Below are 24829 nucleotides of genomic sequence, written 5' to 3'. Positions count from 1 at the left end.
TTCCCGTGACAGCGCCGACGACGGGCGTGACGGCCACGATGGCCCCCCTGACAGGGTGGCGCCTGTGGCGCGCATGGCCGGGGAACATCGCGGCGCTGTGGCGGCGCTCGCTGCGCTTCCGGACGATCCTGGTCACCATCGGCCTCACCGCGCTGGCGGTGGTCGTGGCGTGCGTCTGGATGGCACTGGCCATCCAGAACGACCTCTTCGCCTCCCGCAGGGATCAGGTGCTCATCGACGCGGAGCAGGCCCGCGCGGCCGCGCAGCGGACCCTGGACGCCGCGGTGCAGAGCGACGCGGTGCAGATGCAGAACGTCATGACGCTGGCGTTCACCGCGCTGCGCGACCAGTCCTCCGCGGACATGGTCGCCGCCTATCGCATCGGCCCGCCCGTGCCCAACGCCCCCCAGGACTTCTCCACCGCCGAAGGCGTGATCGACGAGCTGCTGACGGTGCCGATGCGCACCCTCGTGCGCACCACCCCCGACCGGCAGATCTGGCAGCCGGTCTCGCTGCCCGACGGCGCCGAGACGAGTGCGCCCGGCATCGTCGTGGGGCAGCAGCTGAACATCGAGGGCGTCGCCTCGTACGAGCTCTACCTCGCCTACGACCTCGCCAACGCCCCGCAGACGCTCTCGTTCGTGCAGCGCACGCTGTGGATCGTCGGGATCGGCCTCGTGCTGCTCATCAGCGGCATCGCCTGGTTCGTCCTGCGCTCGGTCACGACCCCGATCAGCGAGGCGGCCGACACCAGCGCCAAGCTGGCCGCCGGTCAGCTGGACGTGAGGCTCGAGGTGCACGGCGAGGATGAGCTGGCCACGCTCGGCCGGTCGTTCAACGCGATGGCCGACAGCCTCGAGTCGCAGATCAAGGAGCTCGCCGAGCTGTCCCTCGTGCAGCAGCGGTTCGTCTCGGACGTGTCGCACGAGCTGCGCACGCCGATGACCACCATCCGGCTCGCGGCCGACATGATCAACGACCAGCGCGACGAGTTCGACCCCGCCACGGCCCGCGCGGCCGAGCTGCTGAACGCGCAGGTGCAGCGCTTCGAGACGCTCCTGACCGATCTCCTGGAGATCAGCCGCTACGACGCCGGCTCGGTGCAGCTCGAGCTCGAGCCGACGAGCCTGGCGCACCTCGCCGAGGACGTCATCGGCTCGATGCACCAGCTGGCCGAGCAGCACGGCAGCGACGTCCGACTGGTCGCGCCGGGCGGCTACTCGCCGGTCGACATGGATCCGCGCCGGGTGCGGCGCGTGGTGCGCAACCTGCTGGGCAACGCCATCGAGCACGGCGAGGGCCGCCCCATCGTCGTGACCGTCGACAGCAACCAGCAGGCGGTGGCCATCGGCGTGCGCGACTACGGGATGGGCATGAACCCCCAGGATGCCGAGCGGGTGTTCGACCGGTTCTGGCGCGCAGACCCGTCGCGCAAGCGGACGATCGGCGGAACGGGCCTCGGGCTGTCGATCGCGCTCGGTGACGCGAAGCTGCACGGCGGCGAGCTGGCGGTGTGGTCCGAGCCCGGCAAGGGCACCCACTTCGTGCTGACGCTGCCACGGAAGGACGCGGTGCTCGACGGGTCTTCGCCCATCCCCGTGGAGCCCGGCGACGACGCTGCGGCGCCCTTCGAGGACCTCGGCCTGACCGAGCCGATCGACCTTCCGCGGGCGGCGTCGCCGCGGCGCGCCGGCAGTGAAGCGGATGCCGCGACAACGGGAGGTCCGGCATGACCCGGGCACGCGGCATCCTGTCGCTGCTCCTCGCCGCCTGCGCGCTCGTCGTCACCGGCTGCGCGGGCTTCCCGATGAGCGGGCCGGTCGAGTACGGGCTGGAGACCGGCGACACCGGCGCCGGGTCGCAGAACGTGACCTTCATCCCCAACCGGCCGCAGCCCGGTGCGTCCCCGGCGCAGATCGTGGAGGGCTTCATCGACGCCGGCTCCGGTCCCGGCGTGGGGGGCAACTGGGCGGTCGCCCGCGAGTTCCTCGCGCCGGCGCTCCGGGACACCTGGAAGCCCGAGGCGGGCGTCATCGTCGACGAGCGCGCGGAGCGCGACTACGTCGAGACGGGCGAGGGCGTCGTGGGCTTCGCCTTCGACGTCGTGGCCACCGTCGACAACATCGGCGCCTACGAGCGGGCGGAGCTCGCCCCGGGCGAGCAGGTCTTCCGTCTCGCGCAGCGCAGCGACGGCGAGTGGCGCATCACCGAGGCGCCGGACGGCATCTGGCTCGACGAGGCGCAGTTCCCCACCGTGTTCCACCGCTATCCGCTGATGTACTTCGATCCGGCCTGGGAGTACCTCGTGCCCGACGTGCGCTGGTTCCCCGTCACGACGGCCGCCAGCAGCATCGCCGGGGCGCTCGTGAACGGGCCCCCGAGCGAGTGGCTCGCCGCTTCGGTGACGACGGCGTTCCCCGACGACGTCACGGCGGTGCCGTCGGTGCCGATCGACGAGAACGGCGTGGCCGAGGTCGAGCTCAGCGAAGGAATCGTCGGCGCGAGCACCACGGCCCTTGACCGCATGCTGACGCAGCTCGAGGCGAGCCTGAGCGCGGCCGGGGCATCCGATGTCGTCATGAGCGTCGATTCGACCCCTGTCGACGCGCAGCCCGTCGCGGTGCGCTCGACGCGCGTCCCGGCCGCTCCGCTGGTGCTCACCGAGGACGGCTTCGGCTTCCTCACCGGCGACGAGCTCGACAAGATCCCGGGTCTGTCGGCAGCCGTCGAGAACGCGGCGCCGACGAGCGTCCAGGTGGGCCCCGAGCGCAGCCTCGCGGCGGCGAAGCTGTCCTCGGGCGCCGTGGTGCGGCTCAGCGCGGCAGTGCCCGAGCCGGAGGTGCTCGACACGCGCGCCGACCTCGTCGACCCGACCATCGACCGGCTGGGGATCGTGTGGAGCGTGCCGCGCAGCGCGCCGGGCGCGGTGCGCGCCCACCTGCCCGGCGGCGACGTCGTCGAGGTCGCCGACGCCTGGGCCGAGGCGACCTCGATCGCCGGCATGGCCCTGTCCCGCGACGGCACGCGGATCGCTGCCACGGTGACCTCGGGCGGCCGCTCCATGCTGTGGGTGGCCGGGGTCCTGCGCAACGCGGACGGCGTGCCGGAAGCGCTCGGAACCCCGGTGCGGCTCGTCAGCGTGGGCGGCACGGGGCTCGGAGTCACCTGGATCGACGACGTCACGGTCGGCGTGCTGGGCGGCGGCGAGACGGAGTCCGTGGTGGTGGAGCAGGTCGTCGGCGCGCCGACCACGACCTCCACGGCGGCTGCGGGGATGAAGTCGATCGCCGGCGGCAGCGGGATCTCCAGCCTGCGCCTGCTCGCACTGGACGGCACGCTGTTCGTCAAGCGCGGCACGACCTGGCAGCCGACGGCGACCGGCATCCGCGTGCTCGCGACCCAGCAGGGCGCCCCCCAGTAGGGCTCCTCCCCAGGGCGCCGGCCGCGCGCGCCCTCCACCGACCCCGGGATGGGCCGGTCGGGCCCGGTGCCGGCGCGCAAGGCTGATGCGGTGATGCGAGAGCTCTGGGTGCCGGTGCGGGCGGCATGCGCCGACGCGCTCGCCCTCGTGCTGCCGCTGTCGTGCGCCGGGTGCCAGGAGCCCGACGTCGCGCTGTGCGAGCGCTGCCTCCTCGCCCTGACCCCCGACCCCCGCCGGCGCGTCGTCGAGGCGGACGGGGTCGACGTCCTCGTCTGGAGCGGACTGGCCTTCGAGGGCGTCGCGGCGCGCGTGCTGCGCGCGATCAAGGAGGACGGCCGCACCGGCCTCGCCCGGGCGCTGGTACCCGCGCTGCAGGCGGCGCTGGTGCGCACCGGCGCTCCCGACGCCGTGCTCGTCCCCATGCCGACGTCGCGGGCGGCGTACCGCCGCCGCGGATTCCGGATGCCCGACGTCGTGGTCCGCCGCACCGGGCGGCGCGTGCGCAGGCTGCTCCGGGCGGTGCGCCGGACGGCCGATCAGCGCGGGCTCGATCGCGACCTGCGACGCCGCAACGTCGCGCACAGTCTGGCCGCGCACGACGCCGCCGGGCTGCGGGTGATCGTGGTCGACGACGTCGTGACGACGGGTGCGAGCGTGGCCGAAGCCGTGCGCGCACTGCGCGCGGCGGGCGCCGACGTGGTCGGTGCGGTGACCATCGCGGCGACCCCGCGGCGCCACCGCACGGGCGGATGAACGCGGCGTGGACGCATTCGAAACTCACAGGTGACAGACCCCCGACACCGGGATACCGTGGGGGGCACAAGGCGACTGATGGTCCGCCCTTGGCCGGGTGGACCGGAACAAGGAGGTCAGGGATGGAAACCAGCATCGTCGGCGTGGGAGTGGGTATCACCGATCGCTTCCGCAGTGTCGTCGAAGAGAAGGCGGCCCGTATCCAGAACCTCGCGCCGCGCGCACAGCGCGTGGACGTCAAGGTCACCCACCGCGCCTACCACAACGGGCGCATGGAAGACGAGACCGTCGAGCTCACCGTCAACGGCAAAGGACCGGTGATCCGGGCCGAGGCGACGGACGGCGACAAGTTCACCGCTCTCGACCTCGCTGTCGACAAGCTGTGCGAGCAGCTCCGGCGGGCGAAGGACAAGCGCGTCGACGCACGCAACCACCCCCGCGGCGCCAAGTTCGAGAAGGGGAGCGGCGCCATCCAGGGAATCGATGTGCAGCCGGCATCCGTCGACGTGCTCCGCGCCGTCGCAACCGGCGAGATCCCGATCGTCACGGGCAACGAGGAGGAGGAGGGCTACACGCCCGTCGTCATCCGCACCAAGGAGTTCCACCCCGAATGGATGTCGGTCGAGGAGGCCGTCGACCGCATGGAGCTGGTCGGCCACGACTTCTTCCTCTTCATCGACGCGCGCACGGACCACCCGAGCGTGGTGTATCGGCGCAAGGGCTGGGACTACGGCGTGATCTCGCTCACAACGCAGGCGCAGCCGGAGGAGCTCGCCTCCTGACCGGCTGACGGACAATGGGGTGCGGCCTTCTCGGCCGCACCCCTTCTGCTGTCCCGGGTCGGACGCACTCGGCCCGGCGCGTCCGCAGCTGTTCCTCCGGAAGGACCACCGTGATCATCCGCAACGCCCGTCCGTGGGGCGCCGACGCCGCCGACGTCGTCATCGAAGGCGCCCGCATCGCCGCCATCCGACCGCACGACGACGCCGCCGCGCCCGGTCCGCAGGACGTCGCCGGGCGCGGCCGACTGCTGCTGCCGTCGTTCAGCGACGTGCACGTGCACCTCGACTCGTCGCGTATCGGGCTGCCGTTCCGTCCGCACACGGGCGCGCCCGGGGTGTGGGGCATGATGCTCAACGATCGGCGGAACTGGCGGAACACCGACGTGCCGCACGCGGCGATCGTCGCGGGGACCCTCGAGCGGATGATCGCCAGGGGCACCACGCGGGTGCGCACGTACGCGCAGGTCGACGTGGACTGCAGGCTCGAGAAGTTCGACTCGGTGCTCGCGGCGAAGGAGAGGTTCCGCGACCACGCCGACGTCCAGATCATGACCTTCCCCCAGGCGGGGATCCTGCGTGAGGCCGGCACCGTGGAGTACCTCGAGGAGTCGCTCCGGCAGGGTGCCGACGTGATCGGCGGGATCGATCCGTGCCAGCTGGACCGCGACCCGGTCCGGCACCTCGACATCGTGTTCGGCCTGGCCGAGAGATACCAGGTCGAGGTCGACATCCACCTGCACGAGCCCGGCGAGCTCGGCGTGTTCAGCACCGAGCTGATCCTCGAGCGCACGCGCGCGCTGGGCATGCAGGGCAAGGTCACGCTCTCGCACGCCTACGGTCTCGGCTCGGTCTCGGAGGCGGTGAGCCGGCGCCTCATCGACGAGTTCGCCGAGCTCGACATCGCGATGGCGACGGTCGCACCGTCGACCACGGGGCACCTGTCGCTCGTGGACCTCGTCGAGGCGGGCGTGCGCGTGGGGCTCGGCGAGGACGGCCAGCGCGACTACTGGAGCCCGTACGGGAACTGCGACATGCTGGACCGCACGTGGCAGCTCGCGTTCGTCAACGGCTTCCGGCGCGACGATCTCATCGAGCTGGCGCTCGCCGTGGGCACGATGGGCGGCGCGTCGATCATGCGCGGCTCCTCACCCCGTGTGGCGGGCGTCGGCGACCGGCCGGGCGTCGCGCCCGGCGACCGCGCCGACCTCGTGCTGGTCGACGGCGAGACGCCGACGAGCGCCGTGATGGACCGCGGAGCGGACCGCACGGTGATCCACGACGGTCGCGTCGTCGCGGACGGGCTCGAGCTCGCCGCCTGAGAATCCGCGGGCCGTCGCCACGGGGCGGCGTCAGTCGATGAAGCCGTCCAGGATGCTGCCGATGACGAGGCCGCCCAGGATGCCGCCCATGAGGTCGCCTCCGCCGCTGCGGCGGCCGCCGCCCCAGCCCTGCTGGCCGTACCCCGGCGCACCCCACTGCTCGGGCTGGGGCCTCGCGGAATCGATGTCGCGCTGAGCGAGCTGCAGTGCTTCACTGGCCAGGAACGCCGCACGGCGCGCCATCGCGAACGCCTGCTCCCGGTGGTCCTCGTCGATGGTCGTCACCGCCGACGCGGATGCGCCCAGGAGGCGATCGAGATCGAGGCGGATGCGCTCCGCCTCGGCGAACCGGGTGCGCGCGTCGGCGCCGATCCATCCGCGGTGCCCGGCGATGACGTCGCGGGAGACGGCGATCTGGCGGTCCGCGTCATCGATGGCGTGCCGCACGTGCTCGAGCGGCGGGATCGGGCGCGCGGCGCGCTCCCGCGCTGCGGCGATCGCGGCGTCGAGCCCGGCGTTCGCCTCCCGCAGTCGAGACAGCTGCTCGAACGGATCGGTGTTGACGCCTGCCGCCGGCAGTGCGGCCAGGGCGGCCTGCAGCTGGGCGATCGCGGCCTCCACAGCAGGCGAGTGCGGCTCCTTCAGCGCGGCGACGATGTCGCCCCGCGAGTCCTCGACGATCGCGGCGAGAGTGGACTCGGCGCGCAGCGCCTCCACCTCGAACGTCTCCACCGCGTCCAGCAGCGTCTCAGCGCGACGCACCGACTCGGTCGACGCCTCCAGGGCCATGTTGGCCTGCTCGCGCTGACCCGCCTCGCGGCGCCGCTCGGCGACGCTCGCGCTGTGCTCCGCGAACCCCAGCAGCTGCTCGGCCTCCGCCGGATTCGCCTCGATCTGGGCGAGTGCGTGCGAGGAGTACCGCACGGCGAGGCGCTCGACCGTCGACCGGGCGTCGGGGAGTCGCAGCCGCAGGCGCGCGGCATCCGCGCGCACCCGCGCGATGATCTCGGGTGCGCGGCGGGCGCGCTCGATGGACCCGGCGAGGGCTTCGGTGCGGTCGTCGAGCAGGTCTTCGGCCCACTCGCAGAGCTGCACGATGCGCGCATTGCGCGTGCGGAGCTCCTCCGGGGTGTCGGGGATCTCGTCGTGGTTCAGCTGGTGCAGATGGAAGGCCTCCTGCAGGTGCGTGCGCACCGACTCCAGCGCGTCGCGGAGCTCCTTGGTGGGGCCGGGGCCGAGCTCGGCATCGGCGAAGGCCAGCTCGTCCGTCGTCAGGCGGATGCGCTCGTCGGCGGCCACGAGGGCCTGCTGGGCGCGCCGCGCCAGATCGGCGTCCTGCGTGCTCAGTTCTTCCTGCTCGCGCTTGCGTCTGCCCCAGAATCCGGCCATGCAACGATCCTACGGGGGCGGCTGAGAGCGGGCCGAGGCGAGAGGCGCACGCGGAGGCATGTTCGCGCACAGCGTGCCGAACGGGGCCCGCCGCGGAGGGGCATCCGCTCACATTCTTGTATCACCGTCGCGGTGCCCGGCTCCAGCACTGCGGAGGGGTGCGTCCCTGCGCCCCCGGGGAAGGAAGAAACAGCATGATCCGCAAGATCTTCGGGGCCACCGCCCTGACCGCAGCACTCGTCTTCACCGGTGCGGGCGTCGCGTCCGCACACGAGTGCTACATCCCGGACAGGTCCGCGCAGGGCGACGCCGGGGCGACCCATTCGCAGAACTGGGTGGCCCTCGACATCTCCGAGCTGTACATGAGCGCGCACGAGTTCCTCGGCGGCGACCCGCTCACGCCCGAGCAGGTGCAGCAGGCCGTCGCGATGACGGCCGAGCGGGGCATCCCGACCACGCTGACGACATTCGCCCGCGAGACGCTGCCCAAGGGCAAGGCGCCTGAGGGGCACTCGACCGACGGGAAGGGCATCGACCACTACTTCCACGCCTACGAGGCGGACCTCGTCGAGATCTTCTTCACGGTGCAGGCCGGCGGCTGAGTCGCTGCGACGACGACGACGGCGGGCGGGGCGCAATCGCCCCGCCCGCCGTCACGTGCCGGATGCCGCTCCCACCCCGGGGGACGGCGCGTCGAAGATCAGTCGTCGCTGCGCTTGTGGCGCGGCTTGCGCTCCGGGCGGTCGCCGTACCCGCGGCCGGCGCCGCGCTCGCCGAAGCCGCGGTCGCCCGCACCCCGGTCGTCGCGACGGGGCCGGGACGCGGCATCCGTCCGCCGCTGAGGGCGCCCGGCGTCGGGGCGCAGCTCGATGAGCTGACCCGAGATGCGGGTGTCGGCGAGACGGTCGAGGGTCTCGCGTGAGAGGTTCGCCGGCAGCTCGACCAGCGAGAAGTCGGGCATGATCTTGATCGCGCCGAAGTCGTCGCGGCGCAGGCCGCCCTCGTTCGCCAGGGCGCCGACGATCTGGCGCGGCTCCACACGGTGGCGCTTGCCGACGGCGATGCGGTAGGTCGAGAGGCCCTCGCGGGGAGTCCGGCGCTCGCCGCGCTCGGGGCGGTCGCCGAAGGCGGGCCGATCGCCGCGATCCGGGCGGTCGGCGCGTTCGCGGCGCGGCGCCGGCTCGGGGTCGGGCTCGAGCAGGAGCGGGGTCTCGCCCTGCGCGACCACCGCGAGCGCGGCGGCCACGTCGACCTCGGGCACGTCGTGGTTGCGGACGTAGTGGGCGACGATGTCGCGGAAGCGCTCGATGCGGTCGGCCTCGTCGAGCGCGGCGGTGATGCGGTCGTCGAAGCGCGACAGCCGGGTGACGTTCACCTCGTCGACGCTGGGGAGCGGCATCTCGGTGAGCTCCTGGCGGGTCGCGCGCTCGATCATCTTGACCAGGCCGCGCTCGCGCGGGGTGACGAAGCTGATCGCGTCGCCGGTGCGCCCGGCGCGGCCGGTGCGGCCGATGCGGTGGACGTAGGACTCGGCGTCCGTCGGGATGTCGTAGTTCACGACGTGCGAGACGCGCTCGACGTCGAGGCCGCGGGCCGCCACGTCCGTCGCCACGAGGATGTCGAGCTTGCCCGACTTCAGCTGGTTGACCGTCTTCTCGCGCTGCGGCTGCGCGATGTCGCCGTTGATCGCGGCGGCGGAGTAGCCGCGGGCGCGCAGCTTCTCGGCGATCTCCTCGGTGACGCTCCGGGTGCGCCCGAAGACGATCATGCCGTCGAAGTTCTCGACCTCGAGGATGCGGGTGAGCGCGTCCATCTTCTGCTGCCAGGCGGTGATCAGGTAGCGCTGCGAGATGTTCGCCGATGTCTGGGTCTTGGACTTGACCGTGATCTCTTCGGGGTCGTTCAGGTACTGCTTCGACATCCGGCGGATCTGCGGCGGCATGGTCGCCGAGAAGAGGGCGACCTGCTTGGTCTTGGGCGTCTCGGCGAGGATCGTCTCGACATCCTCGGCGAAGCCCATCTTGAGCATCTCGTCGGCCTCGTCGAGCACGAGATACTGCAGAGCCGAGAGGTCGAGCGTCCCCTTCTCGAGGTGGTCGATGATGCGGCCGGGCGTTCCGACGACGATGTGCACGCCGCGTCGGAGTGCCGAGAGCTGCACGCCGTACCCCTGGCCGCCGTAGACGGGAAGCACGTGCACGTCCTTCAGGTGGCCCGCGTACTTCTCGAACGCCTCGCACACCTGCAGCGCGAGCTCGCGCGTGGGGGCGAGCACGAGTGCCTGGGGACTCTTCTGCGAGAGGTCGAGCCGGTCGACGATCGGCAGCGCGAACGCGGCGGTCTTGCCGGTTCCGGTCTGCGCCATGCCGACGACGTCACGGCCCGCCAGCAGGGTCGGGATGGTCGCCGCCTGGATCGCCGAGGGGGTCTCGTAGCCGATCCCGCGCAGCGCCTTGAGGACGGGCTGACTCAGCCCGAGGTCGGAGAACGTCATCGCGGCGGGCTCGGTCTGAGCCTCGTCTTCGATCTGATCGGCGTCGGTGTGCACAGTTCAGCGTACCGGGGCGCTCCTGGGAGGGGCCAGCGAGAGGGATGCCGCGCCCGCGGCTCGCCGGCCGCCTCGGCCCACACGACGGCGGCAGGGCGCGGCATCCGCTGCGTCATCTCACGCGATCGCCGTGCGGCGGGTGAGATCCGGCTGCCGCGGCGGCACGAGCCACGCCGCGAGGGTGATGCCCACCGGCAGTCCGATGCCGAGCACGGCGAGCCACAGCCAGGGTGTGTCTGCCACATCGAACGCCGAGGCGTTCGCGGTCGCGAGTCCCCACACCGACAGGTAGCCCGTCGCTGTGCCCACCGCCGAGCCGATCCCCACGATCACGGCCGCCTGCCATGCGTTGACATTGCGGCGCAGCATCCGTCCCCCGCCGATCGCGGTGAGGGTGGCGTCGTCGGGGCGGCGCTCGAAGCGAGCGAGCCCGAGCGTCACCGCCGAGGCTCCGAGCACGAGCACGACCGTCACGCCGACGATGAGCCAGAGCCACGGCTCGACCGGGTCCGGCCCGTCCTCGACGGAGACCGACAGGCCGGCACTCGCCGACACGCGCAGGTCGCGGCTCTCGCCCGTGAGCTCGTCCACCGTGACCTGGTCGAGGGGCTCGTCGTAGACCGCGACGAGCTGTCCGGGCACGGTGACGATCCCCAGAGCAGCGGCCGTCTCGGGCGTGACGATGAGCTCGAAGGCCTGCTGCCACCCCAGGTCCACCACTGCGGCATCGAGCCGGTGCTGGGCCGACGGAGCCGCTGCGCTCGGCGGCGAGCCGGGCTCCGACCCGTTCCACGCCATGAGTGCCTGATACCCCTCGGGTGTCCATTCGGTGACGACGACCTCGCCCGAGCCGTCGACGTAGTCGGGCTCGGTGACGAGAATCCCGCCGTCTCGCACGACCTCGAGCGCCTCGGCGTCGACGCTCGTCCCGAGAATGGTGCCCAGATCGTCCGCCGCCACGATCCACAGTGACCCCGATGCCGCATCGTACGGCTGCAGGCAGTCGCCGGTGCACCCGTCGTACCCCTGCCGGGCGACCGCGAACTGCCGGGCATCGGGATCGACCGTCTCGCCGGTCGAGGGATCGACCTCGGGCCAGACGGTGCTGAAGACCCACGCGACGGACGACGGGTCCGTCGGCGCCACGAGCTCCTCCGCCGCATCGACGAGGCGGTCGGAATCGTCGGTGCCGTTCTGCCAGGTGTGCACGACGACGGCCCCCTCGGGCGCCATGTACCAGTGCCACCGCGCGTTGGAGGCGGCGGTGAGCGCGGTCATGGAGAGGACGAAGGATGCCGCGAACACGCACGCGCCGATCACCGCGAACGCCGGGACGACGCGGGAGGGAGTGGCGGCCGCGTCGCGGCTGGCGAGCCGAGGGGCCAGGCCCAGGCGCGACAGCGCCCGCGAGATCTGCACGAGGATCCAGTGCGACGGGATGAGGACGCCGATCTGGAAGACCAGCGGACCCAGGACGACCGCGTACAGCGCCGCGAAGAAGAGCGGGCTCTGCTGGTCGCCGTCCTCGCCGAGGGCGACGGTCGCCGCCACGTACACCGCACCGAAGACGAGCCCGGCCAGTCCCGTCGCCATCACGAGGATTCCCCACAACGGTCGCCGGGGGCGCAGGAGCGCCGGTCGCCGCGCCCCGCGCAATGCCGACAGGGCGTCGCCCTTCGTCGCCGCTCGCGCGGGTGCGACCGCGGCGAGCGTGCCGACCAGCACGGCGAAGAGGGCGATCGGGACGATGAGCAGCCACGGCACCTGCAGGCCGAAGTTGCCCCAGGACGTGCCACGCGCGCCCCGGTCGGTGAGGGCGAGGGCCGCGGCGGCGCCCGCCACACCCACTGCGACGCCGACCGCGCCCCCGATCACGCCGAGCACGGTGCCCTGGAACACCACGATGCGGAACACGTCGGCGCGCGACGCGCCGACGCTCGAGGCCATGGCGAGCGCCCGCTGCTGCCGGCGCGCGGCGACCGAGAACGCCGCTCCCGCGAGCAGCACCACGATGTAGCCGCTGAGGACGGCGCCGATGCCGCCGACGAGGATGATGCTCCACAGCTCGGCCCCACCCGGGCGCCACTCGCTGCGGCGTGCGTCGGCGGGCGGGTCCATCACCAGGTCGCGGGCATAGGCGACGAAGCCCGCGTGGTTCAGCTCCTCCAGCTCGGCGACATCCGGCTGCCACCCCTCGACGTACCAGCGCACGAACGGATCGTCGCCGGCGACCGCCGCCGCGGCGGCCGGGAGGAAGAGCACCTCCACCGACGCCTGCGCGCTCGCCGGACGCATCGTGCCGGTGATCTCCATCGTGCGCTCCGCGTCGACGAAGACGACGTCATCGCCGATCCGCGCGCCGAGTCTCTCCAGCGCTCCCGGGCTCACCATGATCTGGTCGGCGGATGCCGGTGCCCGGCCCTCGAGCGGGATGTACACGCCCTCGAACACCGGATCCCACACGTCGCCGACGACCGTCTCGAGCCATCCGACGCCTCCCGCGGTCTCGACGGCGACGGACGACGACGGGACGACTTCTCGCACCGTTGCAACCGCGGGGATGAAGGCGCCGGGGTCGGTGGCGTTCGGCAGCACCTCGTTCACCGGCATCCCGGTCTCGGGATCGGTCTCGACGGTGTGGTCCCAGGGGACGTCCACCGCCTGCGACCGGGTCGGGTCGGGCCCGCCGACCGCTTCGATCCAGGCGTCGTTGCCGCCGAGCTCGAGCTCCGCGCTCTGAGCGGGACTGGGGACGTGACTCTGCCAGAAGACCGCGCCGCCGGTGAGCCCGGCCACCGGAAGCGCGACGAGCAGCAGGACGAGCGTGCTCGACCCCCTCGTCCGGCGCACCTGGCGCCGCGCGAGACGCAGGTCGGCGCGAAGGCTCGACCATCTGCGGCGCCGCGGGGGAGCGGCAGCGGGCCCCTGACGTGGTGCGGCCTGGGGCGGGGCCTCGAGCAGCGTCACCGCGCGGCCAGCAGGGTCTCGGCGCCGTCGCGGCGGGATTCGTCGACGATCCGCCCGTCGCGGAGGAACACGATGCGGTCCGCCCACGCGGCGTGCCGGGCCTCGTGCGTGACGAGGATGCCGGCCGCGCCGGCATCCACCCGCGCCCGCAGCATCCGCAGCACCATCTCGCCCGTCACCGAGTCGAGCGCACCCGTCGGCTCGTCGGCGAGGATCAGCCGTCGCCCGCCGACGACGGCGCGCGCGATCGCGACGCGCTGCTGCTGACCGCCCGACAGATCGTCGGGGTAGGAGTGCAGCTTGTCGTCGAGGCCGACCGAGGCGAGAGCATCCCGACCCGCACGGCGCGCCGCCCTGGCCCGGAAGCCGTCGAGCTCGAGCGGCAGCGTCACGTTCTCGAGCGCCGTGAGGGTCGGGATGAGATTGAAGTCCTGGAACACGAAGCCGAGCGAGCGGCGGCGGAGCGCGGCGAGGCTGCGGGGCGACTGCTGGCTGAGGTAGGCCCCGTCCACGACGACCTCGCCCGTGGTGGGAGTGGCAAGGCCTCCGGCGATGGACAGCAGCGTCGACTTGCCCGATCCGGACGCTCCCATGATCGCGACGAGCTCGCCCGCGGCGACCTCGAGATCCACCCCGGAGAGCGCCGAGACGGCCGTCTCACCCGCGCCGTACTGCTGCGTGACGCCGATGAGGCGCAGCACCGCGGTCATCGGTTGACCTCGGCCGCAACGGCGGGCGACCCGGCTCCGCGTGTCGGCTCGCCCTCGGCCCGGTCGACGACCCGATCTTTCGCGGGCCGCCCGCGCTTGGGCCGATCGGTGGACAGCGCGAGGGCCATCGCGTGATCCGGATGCAGCGCCAGCCGCTGCTCGGTGTGGTCGAGCCAGCGCACCTCGGCCTCGGCGGCGAAGATCATCGAGTCCACCACGAGCGACCAGGCGAGCTCCTCCGGCGTGAACGGGGATGCGCCGTCGGCGGATGCCCCGGCGTACTTCGCGCGGTTGAGCTCCTGGAGCTGGCGCAGCGACGCGCGTCGCTGCGTCTGGATGATTGCGCCCACGTCGACCCCCGGCAGGGTGGCGGCGACGGCGAGCTTGATCGCGAGCTCGTCCCGCGTGCCCTGCCCGCGCTCGACCGGCGAGGCGAGCCAGTCGGAGACCTCGGCGGATCCGGCATCCGTGATCTGCCAGTAGACGTGCCCCTGCTCGTCGACGTCGTCCTTCTCGACGAGCCCGTCACGCTCGAGGCGGTCGAGCGTGTTGTAGATCTGGCCGACGTTGAGCGGCCAGGTCGAGCCGGTGCGGCGGTCGAACTCCGCCCGCAGCTGGTAGCCGTAGCACGGCCCCTGGTCGAGGATCGCCAACAGGCTCTGTCGCACCGACACCATCGTCTCCGATCTGCATACCGAGTATGTACATGCTGAGTATATGCATACTCGGAATGCGCCACGCCGGATGCCGCGCCACCCAGCGCACACCAAGGTCACGGGTGGATAACATAGGCAGGTATGCCTGGGGCTATGCACCCGGGCGGCAACGGCGCCTGTGCGCCGCACCCCGAAGCCTGAAGATGGAGACACTCCGTGGCCAACCCCCTCGAGAAACTGCTTCGCGCCGGTGAGGGTCGCATCCTCCGGCGGCTCCAGCAGGTCGTGAAGGCCGTCGGCGCCCTCGAAGAGGACTACGAGCACCTCACCGACGAAGAGCTGCGGGGAGAGACGGCGGAGCTGCGCGCTCGCCACGAGGCCGGCGAGACGCTGGACCAGCTCATGCCCGAGGCGTTCGCCGCGGTGCGCGAGGCCGCCAAGCGCACGCTGGGCCAGCGCGCCTACGACGTCCAGATCATGGGCGGTGCCGCCCTCCACCTCGGCAACATCGCCGAGATGAAGACCGGTGAGGGCAAGACGCTCACCGCCGCCTTCCCGGTGTACCTCAACGCCATCGCCGGCAAGGGCGTGCACGTGGTCACCGTCAACGACTTCCTCGCCTCGTACCAGTCGGAGCTCATGGGCCGCATCTACCGCGCGCTCGGCATGACCACGGGCACGATCGTCGCCGGGCAGACCCCCGAGGTGCGCCGCCAGCAGTACGGCTGCGACATCACCTACGGCACGAACAACGAGTTCGGCTTCGACTACCTCCGCGACAACATGGCGTGGCGCAAAGAGGACCTCGTGCAGCGGGGCCACTTCTTCGCCATCGTCGACGAGGTCGACTCGATCCTCATCGACGAGGCCCGCACGCCGCTCATCATCTCCGGCCCCTCGTCGGGCGAGGCGAACCGCTGGTTCGTCGAGTTCGCGAAGATCGCCAAGACCCTCGACCCGGGCGTGGACTACGAGGTCGACGAGAAGAAGCGCACGATCGGCGTGCTCGAGCCCGGCATCGAGAAGGTCGAGGACTACCTCGGCATCGACAACCTCTACGAGTCCGCGAACACCCCGCTCATCTCGTTCCTGAACAACTCGATCAAGGCGCTGGCGCTCTTCAAGCGCGACACCGACTACGTCGTGATGAACGACGAGGTCATGATCGTCGACGAGCACACCGGGCGCATCCTGGTGGGCCGTCGCTACAACGAGGGCATCCACCAGGCCATCGAGGCGAAGGAGGGCGTGCCGGTCAAGGCCGAGAACCAGACGCTCGCGACCGTCACGCTGCAGAACTACTTCCGCCTCTACGACAAGCTCGCAGGCATGACCGGCACGGCCGAGACCGAAGCGGCCGAGTTCATGTCGACCTACCAGCTCGGCGTCGTGCAGATCCCCACGAACAAGCCGATGATCCGCAAGGACCAGCCCGACCTCGTCTACAAGAACGAGACGGCCAAGTTCGCCCAGGTCGTCGAGGACATCGCCGCACGCCACGAGCTCGGACAGCCCGTGCTCGTGGGCACGGTGAGTGTCGAGAAGAGCGAGTACCTCTCGCGCCTGCTGGCCAAGAAGGGGATCAAGCACGAGGTCCTCAACGCCAAGAACCACGCACGCGAGGCCGAGATCGTCGCCCGCGCCGGGCGCCTGGGCGCCGTGACGGTGGCGACGAACATGGCCGGCCGCGGCACCGACATCATGCTCGGCGGCAACGCCGAGTTCCTGGCGGTGCAGGAGATGAGGGCGAAGGGCCTGGACCCGGTCGAGACGCCGGACGACTACGAGGCCGAGTGGGACGCCGTGTACGAGGCCACCCGCGACCGCGTCGCGGAGGAGGGCACGAAGGTCGTCGAGGCCGGCGGCCTGTATGTCCTCGGCACCGAGCGTCACGAGTCGCGCCGCATCGACAACCAGCTGCGCGGCCGCTCCGGGCGTCAGGGCGACCCCGGCGAGAGCCGCTTCTACCTGTCGCTGACCGACGACCTGATGCGCCTGTTCCAGTCCGGCGCCGCCGAGGCGATCATCGCGCGCACGAACTTCCCCGACGACGTGGCGATCGAGTCGGGCATGGTCACGCGCGCGATCAAGTCCGCCCAGAGCCAGGTCGAGGCGCGCAACGCCGAGATCCGCAAGAACGTCCTCAAGTACGACGACGTGCTGAACCGTCAGCGCGAGGCCATCTACTCCGACCGCCGGCACATCCTGCAGGGCGACGACATCGCCGACCGCGTGCAGCACTTCATCGAGGACGCGATCAACGCCGTCATCGAGGACCACACCGGGTCCGGTCACAGCGAGAACTGGGACTTCGACGCGCTGTGGACCGAGCTGAAGACGCTGTACCCGGTGGGGGTGACGATCGACGAGGTCGTCGCCGAGGCCGCCGGGCGCAAGGGCGGCATCACCGCGGAGGGGCTCAAGCGCGAGATCCTCTCCGACGCCCGCATCGCGTACGACAAGCGCGAGCAGACCCTCGGCGAGGCCGCGACGCGCGAGCTCGAGCGCCGCGTGGTGCTGCAGGTGCTCGACCGCCGCTGGCGAGACCACCTGTACGAGATGGACTACCTCAAGGACGGCATCGGCCTGCGGGCCATGGCCCAGCGCGACCCGCTGATCGAGTACCAGCGCGAGGGCTACCAGATGTTCCAGGCGATGATGGGCCAGATCAAGGAGGAGTCGGTCGGCTACCTCTACAACCTCGAGGTCGAGGTGCGGCGTCAGGGCGAGGCCGGCGCCGAGCAGGTCACGCAGGTCGAGGCCAAGGGCCTCGGTGCGCAGCCGGTCGACAACCAGCGCCTGCAGTACTCGGCATCCAACGACGCCGGCGAGGTCGAGGTGCGCAACGACCGCGGACAGGTGCAGCAGGCCGCGACCAGCCGCCTGCGTCAGGCGGCCGCGGCCGCCGGTGCGCCCGGTCAGCAGGAGGCTCCCGCGGAGGCCCCGCGCGGGGCGTTCGGCCAGCGCACGGATGCCGCGGCCGCCGCGCCGCAGCAGGCGCCGCAGAACCGCGCGCAGCGCCGCGCCGCCGAGCAGCGCAAGAAGTAGGACTCGTCACGACCGCCGCGTGGCCCGTGGACCCCGGGCCACGCGGCGTCGATTGGCCCTCGTCGGCCGCGGATATCCTGGGGCGATGAGTCCCCTCCGTCGCCTCGACCAGTCGAGCAAGCTCCAGAACGTCCTCTACGAGATCCGGGGACAGGCACTGGCAGAGGCCGACCGGCTCGAGAACGAGGGTCACACGATCCTGAAGCTCAACACGGGCAACCCCGCGGTGTTCGGCTTCGAGGCGCCGTTCCAGATCGTCCGCGACATGATCGAGGCCGTGCCCCACGCGCACGGCTACAGCGACTCGAAGGGCATCATGTCCGCGCGCCGCGCCGTGGTGTCGCGCTACGAGCAGGTGCCGGGCTTCCCGCAGTTCGACCCCGACGACGTGTACCTCGGCAACGGCGTGTCCGAGCTCATCACCATGACGATGCAGGCGCTCCTCGACGAGGGCGACGAGGTCCTGATCCCCGCTCCCGACTATCCGCTGTGGACGGCGATGACGAGTCTGGCCGACGGAACACCGGTGCACTACCGGTGCGATCCCGACGACGAGTGGCAGCCGGACCTCGACGACATCCGGGCGAAGGTGTCGCCCCGCACCAAGGCGATCGTCGTGATCAACCCGAACAATCCCACGGGCGCCGTCTACTCCCGCGAGGTGCTCGAGGGCATCGTCGAGATCGCGCGCGAGAACTCGCTGCTGCTGCTCTCCGACGAGATCTACGACCGGATCCTGTTCGACGACGCGCAGCACATCCCGCTCGCGACGCTGGCGCCCGACCTGCTGTGCCTGACGTTCAACGGTCTCTCCAAGACCTACCGCGTCGCCGGCTACCGCTCGGGCTGGCTCGTGATCACCGGTCCCAAGAAGCACGCGGCCGGATTCCTCGAGGGCATCCAGCTGCTCGCGTCGACCCGCCTGTGCCCGAACGTCCCCGCGCAGCACGCCGTGCAGGCGGCGCTGTCGGGTGTGCAGTCCATCGACGCGCTCATCGCGCCGGAGGGACGCCTCCACGAGCAGCGCGACGCCGCGTGGGAGGGGCTGGAGCGGATCCCCGGCGTCACCTGCCTCAAGCCCAAGGGTGCCCTCTACGCGTTCCCGAGGCTGGACCCGAACGTGCACGAGATCCACGACGACGCACGCCTGGTCTACGACTTCCTCGTCGCCGAGCACGTGCTGCTGGTGCAGGGGACCGGGTTCAACTGGCCCACGCCCGACCACCTGCGCATCGTCACGCTCCCGGAGGCGCGCGTGCTCACCGAGGCCGTCGAGCGGCTGGGCAACTTCCTCGCGTCGTACAAGCAGTGAGCGGGAGACGGATGCCGCGGCCCGCGGCATCCGTCAACCCCCTGACCCGTGGCACGCTCGTGTCGTAGCGTCCTGGGCATGTCCATCGAACTGAACCAGCCGGCGCTGCGCCACGCGCGTGCGCTGATCCGGGACGGCAAGGTCGTGCGCGACGAGCGGGACGACTGGTCCGAGGCGGCCCCCAGCGCCGAGGAGGAGAACGCCTTCATCGAGAAGGAGGGGTGGACCGAGTACTCGCACTGGCACCTCGGGGTCGATCGGAGCGAGAACCACGACACCAAGAAGGCCTACTCGTTCCCGTTCGGCGACTTCGCCAAGGTGCACCGCTCCGGTGTGATCTCCGCGGAGAGCCGCGCGGGCCAGTACGACCACGACGAGATCCGCGATGCGCTGAAGTCGCTCCTCGACCTCATCGACAAGGACGCCGAGGACTGAGCAGCGACCGGCCGCCCGCGCTCTGCGGGGGCGTCCGGTCTCACAGCAGGGCGAGGGACGTCGCGCGCCAGCGGCCGTCCATGCCCTCCAGGCGCACGGCGAGGGCACGGGTGCGCGCCGGGCCGCGCACGACGAGGACCGCCTCGACGATCCCGTCGGCGGGAGAGGACTCGTGCACCGACATGATCGTGTGGACGGGCCGACGCGCGGGCACGCCGCGCGCGCTGCGCGCACGCGCGGCCAGGTTCGCGCGGGTCACCAGCTTGCGGTAGGCGTCCTCGGTGAGCCAGCGGGCGAGCTGGTCCACCTCGCGCACGCCGGCGAAGACCTCCAGGACGCCGACCGTCAGGTTGCGCAGGAACGGCTCGGGGGAGGGCAGTGCGGTGGAGGGCGTGCGCTGCGGAGCGAAGAACTCCGCGAGCTCGGTGGTGCGGGATGCGAGGGGGAGGCGGGCACGACCCGCGGGCGACATTGCCATCGGTGCCTATCTGACATGGGGGATGTGTCTTTGCGATTAGAACATACGGCGAACTCCCAGGAAAACCCGGAAAGCCCAGGTTGTGGATAACTCATCCCTCGTGCGGGCGGATCTGCCCTACTCTCGCGGAGTGCGCTGGGACCGGTTCTTCGACGACCTCGAGGATCAGCTCGCCTCCGAATGGGAGGCCGAGCGCCATGCCCTGGACACCGAGGCGGAGCGGCTGCGTCTGTCCCGTGTGGCGCTCGCCGAACGGCTGACACTGCTGGCCGCGGATGCCGCCTCGGCGTACGGGTTCGACCTCGTCGACGGGACGACCCTGCGGGCGGCTGTCATCGGCGTCGGCGCCGGCTGGGCCGCACTGCGGCCCGCCGAGGGCGGCGGAGCCGTCATCGTGCCGTTCGCATCCATCCTCGCGATCGGGGCGCCGCACGCCGACCTGCTCCGCTCCGCGCGGCCGGGCCCCGCCCGCTCGGCGCTGGCCGACCGGCTGACCTTCGGCTTCGTCCTGCGCGACCTCGTGCGCCGGCGTGCCGGGGTCGCGGTGCACCTGACGAGCGGGCGCGTCCTGACGGGCACCATCGACAGAGCAGGCGCCGATCACCTCGACCTGGCCCTGCACGAGCCGGGGACGCCACGGCGTGCCGACGAGGTCTCGGGCTACCGCCTGATCCCCTTCGCCGCCGTGGCGTGGATCCGGGCGGACACGGCTCCGGCGCTGCCCTGATCCTCCCGGGATCAGTCGGGGTTGCGGACGATCCCGCCGCCCCACAGCTCGGGGAAGCTGGCTGTCTGGGATTGGTGCCACAGGGCGATGCGGCGCGCTTCTTCGGCCTGGTCGTCCAGGTAGTCTCCCACGCTCGCAGCCTCGATCCGCCAGCGGGCCGGCGCGCCCACCCGCACGCCCCGCAGCCGTCCCTCGAGCACGAGCGCCATGACCTCGTCGACGGAGACGCCGAGCACCTCGCCCACCTGTGCGGGGGCGAGAAGACGCACGGCGGACGTCGGGTCATCGGGCATGCCCCCATTATCGCCCCGCGGTGTCCGGGAGGGCCGGAGCGGGAAGGCCCTGTGGATAACGATCGACGCCGTTTCGCCGGCTCGGCGACGATGGACGCATGACCGCCGCAAGCGATCCCGTCCGCACACCGCGTCGAGCCTTCTGGGGCGATGCCCGGTTCTTCCTCGGCGTGCTGCTGGTGGCCGCCTCCGTCGCCGGCGTCTGGCTCGTCGTGACGGCGGCGCGGCAGACCGTCCCCGTCTACGCCGCCGCCCACACCCTCGTCCCCGGGCAGGTCATCGAGCCCGGCGACCTCGAGGTCGTCGATGTCGCCCTCGGCGCGCTCGCCGGCGCGTACCTCCCGGCCGAGCACTCCGCCGGCGCCCTCGTGGCGACACGCACCGTCGAGGCCGGCGAGCTCGTGCCGGCGGCATCCGTCGGCGAGGCCCGGTCGGCCCGCACCACCAACGTCGTCGTCCGCAGCGCCGTGGACGTGCCCGCCTCCGTCGGGGCCGGCGCCGTCGTCGAGGTCTGGGCCGCACCGATCCGCGAGGACGGCGGGTACGACGAGCCACGGGTGCTCGTGGCCGACGCCACGGTCGTCTCGGTGACGCGGGACGACTCCATGATCGGCGGGGGAGCGGCCGCGCTCGAGCTCGTCATCCCGCGTGCCGACGTGTCGGCGACGCTCGCCGCGATGGCCGACGAGTCCGCGCTCTCCATCGTCCCGGCTACGGGGGCGGGCTCGTGAAGGTCGTCGTGGCCGTCGAGGACGCCGCCGCGCTCGTCGCAGGACTGCGTCGCGAGGGCGTCGACGTGATCGCGGAGCTTCCCGAGGACGCGCCGCTGCTGGCCGCCGCCGACGGCTTGCGGGGAGCCGAGGCGGAGGGCGTGCTGCGCGCGCTCGCGGAGGCCGACGCGCTGATCCTGGCGGTCTCACGTCGCACCATGTCACCCACGGTCGTGGCGCTGTGCGACCGCGCGGGGACGCGCGTCGTGCCGCTCGTGGACGACGCCGCCGGTGAGCGTCTGGCCGCGGCGTGCGGGCTCGAAGCGCCGCTGGAGCGGCACATCGAGCCGTGGCGCATCGCCGACGCGCTGTCGGCCGCGCCCGTGGGCGCTGCGCCGGAGGCGCCGGAGCGGCCGCGGGTGATCGTGGTCTGGGGCGCCGCGGGCGCACCCGGACGGTCCACCGTCGCCACCGAGCTCGCCGTCGAGCTGGCGCGGGGCGGCCGCCACGTCGCGCTCGTCGACGCCGACACGCACGCGCCGTCGCTGGCTCTCACGCTCGGGCTGGCCGACGAGGGGCCCGGCTTCGCGGCCGCGTGCCGCCAGGCGGAGCTCGGCGGGCTCGACGCGAGCGAGCTCGAGCGCATCGCGACACCGCTCGGACGCTCGGGCGTCGACGTGCTCACCGGCATCAACCGCCCGTCCCGCTGGCCCGAGCTGAGCGAGCGTCGCGTGGCGGCGGCGCTGGCCGCCTGCCGAGAGTGGGCGGACTACACGGTGGTCGACGTCGCCTCATCGCTCGAGCGCGACGAGGAGATCGTGAGCGACCTCGACGGCCCGCGCCGCAACGCCGCAGCGCTCGCCGCGCTGCGCGCGGCCGATCTCGTCGTCGCGGTCGCCGCGGCCGACCCGGTCGGGATCGCGCGCTTCCTCCGCGGTCACTCCGACCTGCGCGCAGCCGTCGGCGCCACCCCGATCGCCGTCGTCGCGAACCGGCTGCGCCCGGGCACGCTCGGGATCGATGCGCGCGGCCAGGTCCGCCGCACGCTCGACCGCTTCGCCGGAATCCGCGACGTCTGGTTCCTGCCCCAGGATCCGCGCTCGGCGGACGCGGCGATCCTCGCGGGCCGGCCGATCGCCGAGGTCGCACCGAAGTCGCCGCTGGTCCTGGGCCTGCGGCGATTCGCCGGAGAGGCCGTCGTGCCCACTCCCGCGGCAGGAGCGCCCGAGAGGACGCCGGGGCGCGGCATCCGTCGCTCCCGCGGCGCCGGCTCGGCGCGAGCTGCCGCGGCGCACCGACGGTCCGACGCGCGCGCTCTAGGCTAGGTCCGTGTCGACCCTCAGCGATCTCGTCTACGCCCAGGGCCGCTCCAGCGAGGACGACGTGGAGTGGCTTCATCGTCTCGCGGGGGACGGCCAGCTCCTCGCCGACCTGGCGTCGGCCGACATCGTGCTGTGGGTGCCCACGTCGGACGACTCGTTCGTCGCCGTCGCCCACACCCGCCCGAGCGGCGCGGCGACCCTCTTCTACCGCGACATCGTGGGCGACCGCGTGCGCCCGCAGTGGCGCACGCAGGTGCGGGAGGCGTTCCACAGCGGCCGCATCGTCGACTCCGCCTCGCCGGACTGGTTCGAGGAGACCCCCACCCGCGTGCGCGCCGTGCCGGTGGCCCGCCAGCAGGGCGGTCAGCTGAGCGTGGTGGGAGTGCTGACCCGTCACACCAACCTCGGCGAGGCGCGCACGCCCTCCCGCCAGCAGATCACGTTCAACGAATGCGCCGACGACCTGTTCGGCATGATCGCCTCGGGTGACTTCCCGGACCTGTCGGCGCCGACGTCGCCGCGCCGCGGCGCTCCGCGCGCCTCCGACGGTCTGATCCGTCTCGACGTCGACGGGGTCACGACGTTCGCGAGCCCGAACGCCCTGTCGGCGTTCAACCGGCTGGGCTTCGAGGACGAGCTCGAAGGCGAGTCGCTCGTGGAGGTCGTGACGCAGATCCTCCCCGGCAAGCGTCAGTTCGACGAGTCGCTCCCGGTCGTGGTGACCGGGCGCGCGCCCTGGCGCACCGACCTCGAGGCGCGCGGCGTCACCGTGTCGCTGCGCACGATCCCGCTTCGCGATCACGGCACGCGCATCGGCGCCATCGTGCTCTGCCGCGACGTGACCGAGATCCGCCACCAGGAGCAGGAGCTCATCACCAAGGACGCGACGATCCGCGAGATCCACCACCGCGTCAAGAACAACCTGCAGACCGTCGCCTCGCTGCTGCGCATCCAGGCGCGCCGCTCGCACTCCGAGGAGGCGCGCGAGGCGCTCACCCAGGCGATGCGCCGCGTGTCGGCGATCGCGGTCGTGCACGACACCCTCTCGGAGGGACTGGCGCAGAACGTCGACTTCGACGAGGTGTTCGCGCGGGTGCTCAAGCTCGTCGCCGAGGTGGCCGCCGCTCCCAACACCCGTGCCAAGACCCATTCGTCCGGCCGGTTCGGAACGCTGCCGAGCGAGTACGCGACGCCGCTCGCGCTGGCGCTGACCGAGCTGGTGACCAACGCGGTCGAGCACGGCCTGGCAGGTCAGGAGGGCGACGTCGAGATCGTCGCCGAGCGCGACGAGGAGCGGCTCGAGGTGCGGGTGCGCGACACCGGGTCGGGGCTGCCCGAAGGGCAGGTCGGACGGGGCCTGGGCACCCAGATCGTCCGCACCCTCATCCAGGGCGAGCTCGGCGGCACCATCGACTGGCACACCATCATGGGCAGCGGCACCGAGGTGACGATCGAGATCCCGCTGCGGTACATCGTCGACGCGGGCCGGAGCAGTACGGGCGCCGGCGAGCGCTGACGCGGCTCCGGTCGCGACGGGGGCAGCGAGGTAGGAGCCGGACCGCCGGGCTTGGGAAACCGAGCGCGCAAAGGAGAGCGGATGCCGCGGCTGCGGCATCCGCTCGATTCGGGCGCTGTGTCAGCTGGCGCGGCGCGCGCGGGCGGCCCGGCGCTTCAGGGCGCGGCGCTCGTCCTCGGAGAGACCGCCCCACACGCCCGAGTCCTGTCCGGTCTCGAGGGCGTACTGCAGGCAGATCTCGGTGACGGTGCAGCGTGCGCACACCGACTTGGCCTTCTCGATCTGATCGACGGCAGGTCCGGTGTTCCCGACGGGGAAGAACAGCTCGGGGTCGACGGTCAGGCAGGCGGCCTTGTCGCGCCAGTCCATGGTGGTGCTCCTTGTGAGAGGGGGTGGGGCTTGGGATCCGTTCGGGTCGGATACCCTGTGGGATGTGCGAGATC

At 72.1% G+C, this 24829-nt stretch carries 21 protein-coding genes; 13 read left to right on the top strand and 8 right to left on the bottom strand.

Annotated elements, in window-relative coordinates; genetic code table 11:
* The first annotated feature begins 38 nt into the window (after nucleotides 1-38).
* The 5 genes from mtrB (at nucleotide 39) to ACZBH1_RS01210 (ending at nucleotide 6275) form a co-directional block, all read left to right on the top strand.
* Entirely contained in the window at nucleotides 39-1733 is a 1695-nt protein-coding gene (mtrB, locus tag ACZBH1_RS01230) for an MtrAB system histidine kinase MtrB (protein WP_378882817.1), read from the top strand.
* Nucleotides 1730-3421 (top strand): LpqB family beta-propeller domain-containing protein, encoded by a 1692-nt coding sequence (locus tag ACZBH1_RS01225; protein WP_452324788.1) that lies wholly within the window; start codon nucleotides 1730-1732, stop codon nucleotides 3419-3421. Before mtrB ends, ACZBH1_RS01225 begins: the two co-directional genes overlap by 4 nt.
* 93 nt (nucleotides 3422-3514) lie before the next feature.
* The gene (locus tag ACZBH1_RS01220) at nucleotides 3515-4174 is read left to right on the top strand and encodes a ComF family protein (protein WP_463646638.1); all 660 of its coding nucleotides are present in this window, start codon (nucleotides 3515-3517) and stop codon (nucleotides 4172-4174) included.
* A gap of 122 nt (nucleotides 4175-4296) precedes the next feature.
* Nucleotides 4297-4956, top strand: coding sequence for a ribosome hibernation-promoting factor, HPF/YfiA family (gene hpf, locus ACZBH1_RS01215; RefSeq protein ID WP_336398496.1), 660 nt, complete (start codon nucleotides 4297-4299; stop codon nucleotides 4954-4956).
* A gap of 110 nt (nucleotides 4957-5066) precedes the next feature.
* Nucleotides 5067-6275: an amidohydrolase family protein gene (locus ACZBH1_RS01210; RefSeq protein WP_463645239.1), complete on the top strand. Its 1209-nt coding sequence runs from the start codon at nucleotides 5067-5069 to the stop codon at nucleotides 6273-6275.
* A gap of 30 nt (nucleotides 6276-6305) precedes the next feature.
* Here ACZBH1_RS01210 and ACZBH1_RS01205 read toward each other — a convergent pair whose 3' ends face one another.
* Nucleotides 6306-7664 (bottom strand): coiled-coil domain-containing protein, encoded by a 1359-nt coding sequence (locus tag ACZBH1_RS01205; protein ID WP_336398498.1) that lies wholly within the window; start codon nucleotides 7662-7664, stop codon nucleotides 6306-6308.
* A gap of 194 nt (nucleotides 7665-7858) precedes the next feature.
* Between ACZBH1_RS01205 and ACZBH1_RS01200 the strand changes: the two genes are divergently transcribed.
* Nucleotides 7859-8266 (top strand): hypothetical protein, encoded by a 408-nt coding sequence (locus ACZBH1_RS01200; protein WP_463645238.1) that lies wholly within the window; start codon nucleotides 7859-7861, stop codon nucleotides 8264-8266.
* 98 nt (nucleotides 8267-8364) lie between these two features.
* On the opposite strand, the gene ACZBH1_RS01195 is transcribed toward ACZBH1_RS01200, so the two are convergent.
* The 4 genes from ACZBH1_RS01195 to ACZBH1_RS01180 form a co-directional block, all read right to left on the bottom strand.
* On the bottom strand, nucleotides 8365-10158 hold the full coding sequence (locus ACZBH1_RS01195) for a DEAD/DEAH box helicase (RefSeq protein ID WP_378882823.1): 1794 nt from the start codon (nucleotides 10156-10158) through the stop codon (nucleotides 8365-8367).
* 171 nt (nucleotides 10159-10329) lie between these two features.
* The gene (locus ACZBH1_RS01190) at nucleotides 10330-13179 is read right to left on the bottom strand and encodes an FtsX-like permease family protein (protein ID WP_463645237.1); all 2850 of its coding nucleotides are present in this window, start codon (nucleotides 13177-13179) and stop codon (nucleotides 10330-10332) included.
* The gene (locus tag ACZBH1_RS01185) at nucleotides 13176-13889 is read right to left on the bottom strand and encodes an ABC transporter ATP-binding protein (RefSeq protein WP_378882594.1); all 714 of its coding nucleotides are present in this window, start codon (nucleotides 13887-13889) and stop codon (nucleotides 13176-13178) included. Before ACZBH1_RS01185 ends, ACZBH1_RS01190 begins: the two co-directional genes overlap by 4 nt.
* Nucleotides 13886-14563 carry a PadR family transcriptional regulator gene (locus ACZBH1_RS01180; protein WP_336398620.1) on the bottom strand — a complete coding sequence of 226 codons (678 nt, stop codon included), beginning with the start codon at nucleotides 14561-14563 and terminating at the stop codon, nucleotides 13886-13888. The genes ACZBH1_RS01185 and ACZBH1_RS01180 overlap by 4 nt, the downstream gene beginning before the upstream one ends.
* A gap of 198 nt (nucleotides 14564-14761) precedes the next feature.
* Between ACZBH1_RS01180 and secA the strand changes: the two genes are divergently transcribed.
* The 3 genes from secA (at nucleotide 14762) to ACZBH1_RS01165 (ending at nucleotide 19340) form a co-directional block, all read left to right on the top strand.
* Entirely contained in the window at nucleotides 14762-17593 is a 2832-nt protein-coding gene (gene secA, locus ACZBH1_RS01175; RefSeq protein ID WP_336398502.1) for a preprotein translocase subunit SecA, read from the top strand.
* Between the two features lie 85 nt (nucleotides 17594-17678).
* Nucleotides 17679-18905: a pyridoxal phosphate-dependent aminotransferase gene (locus ACZBH1_RS01170; RefSeq protein ID WP_463645236.1), complete on the top strand. Its 1227-nt coding sequence runs from the start codon at nucleotides 17679-17681 to the stop codon at nucleotides 18903-18905.
* A 78-nt stretch (nucleotides 18906-18983) separates the two neighbouring features.
* Nucleotides 18984-19340 (top strand): hypothetical protein, encoded by a 357-nt coding sequence (locus tag ACZBH1_RS01165; RefSeq protein WP_336398504.1) that lies wholly within the window; start codon nucleotides 18984-18986, stop codon nucleotides 19338-19340.
* 40 nt (nucleotides 19341-19380) lie between these two features.
* Here ACZBH1_RS01165 and ACZBH1_RS01160 read toward each other — a convergent pair whose 3' ends face one another.
* The gene (locus tag ACZBH1_RS01160; protein ID WP_336398505.1) at nucleotides 19381-19818 is read right to left on the bottom strand and encodes an Rv3235 family protein; all 438 of its coding nucleotides are present in this window, start codon (nucleotides 19816-19818) and stop codon (nucleotides 19381-19383) included.
* A 130-nt stretch (nucleotides 19819-19948) separates the two neighbouring features.
* On the opposite strand from ACZBH1_RS01160, the gene ACZBH1_RS01155 reads away from it, so the two are divergent.
* Nucleotides 19949-20545, top strand: coding sequence for a hypothetical protein (locus tag ACZBH1_RS01155; protein WP_452324796.1), 597 nt, complete (start codon nucleotides 19949-19951; stop codon nucleotides 20543-20545).
* An 11-nt stretch (nucleotides 20546-20556) separates the two neighbouring features.
* On the opposite strand, the gene ACZBH1_RS01150 is transcribed toward ACZBH1_RS01155, so the two are convergent.
* The gene (locus ACZBH1_RS01150) at nucleotides 20557-20838 is read right to left on the bottom strand and encodes a helix-turn-helix domain-containing protein (RefSeq protein WP_336398507.1); all 282 of its coding nucleotides are present in this window, start codon (nucleotides 20836-20838) and stop codon (nucleotides 20557-20559) included.
* A gap of 98 nt (nucleotides 20839-20936) precedes the next feature.
* Here ACZBH1_RS01150 and ACZBH1_RS01145 point away from each other — a divergent pair, with 98 nt between their 5' ends.
* Genes ACZBH1_RS01145 through ACZBH1_RS01135 form a run of 3 tightly spaced genes read left to right on the top strand, consistent with a single transcriptional unit; the run spans nucleotide 20937 to nucleotide 24386 of the window.
* The gene (locus ACZBH1_RS01145; protein ID WP_463645235.1) at nucleotides 20937-21569 is read left to right on the top strand and encodes an SAF domain-containing protein; all 633 of its coding nucleotides are present in this window, start codon (nucleotides 20937-20939) and stop codon (nucleotides 21567-21569) included.
* Nucleotides 21566-22873 carry a CpaE/TadZ family protein gene (locus tag ACZBH1_RS01140; protein WP_463645234.1) on the top strand — a complete coding sequence of 436 codons (1308 nt, stop codon included), beginning with the start codon at nucleotides 21566-21568 and terminating at the stop codon, nucleotides 22871-22873. Before ACZBH1_RS01145 ends, ACZBH1_RS01140 begins: the two co-directional genes overlap by 4 nt.
* A gap of 4 nt (nucleotides 22874-22877) precedes the next feature.
* Nucleotides 22878-24386: a sensor histidine kinase gene (locus tag ACZBH1_RS01135; RefSeq protein ID WP_336398510.1), complete on the top strand. Its 1509-nt coding sequence runs from the start codon at nucleotides 22878-22880 to the stop codon at nucleotides 24384-24386.
* Nucleotides 24387-24506: 120 nt separating this feature from the next.
* On the opposite strand, the gene ACZBH1_RS01130 is transcribed toward ACZBH1_RS01135, so the two are convergent.
* The gene (locus tag ACZBH1_RS01130; protein WP_018171995.1) at nucleotides 24507-24755 is read right to left on the bottom strand and encodes a WhiB family transcriptional regulator; all 249 of its coding nucleotides are present in this window, start codon (nucleotides 24753-24755) and stop codon (nucleotides 24507-24509) included.
* Between the last annotated feature and the right edge of the window lie 74 nt (nucleotides 24756-24829).

It is taken from the genome of Microbacterium sp. ZXT2-5, assembly GCF_055329545.1.
The sequence above is the reverse complement of the archived record's forward strand: the minus strand, read 5'-3'. Positions and strand labels throughout refer to the sequence as shown.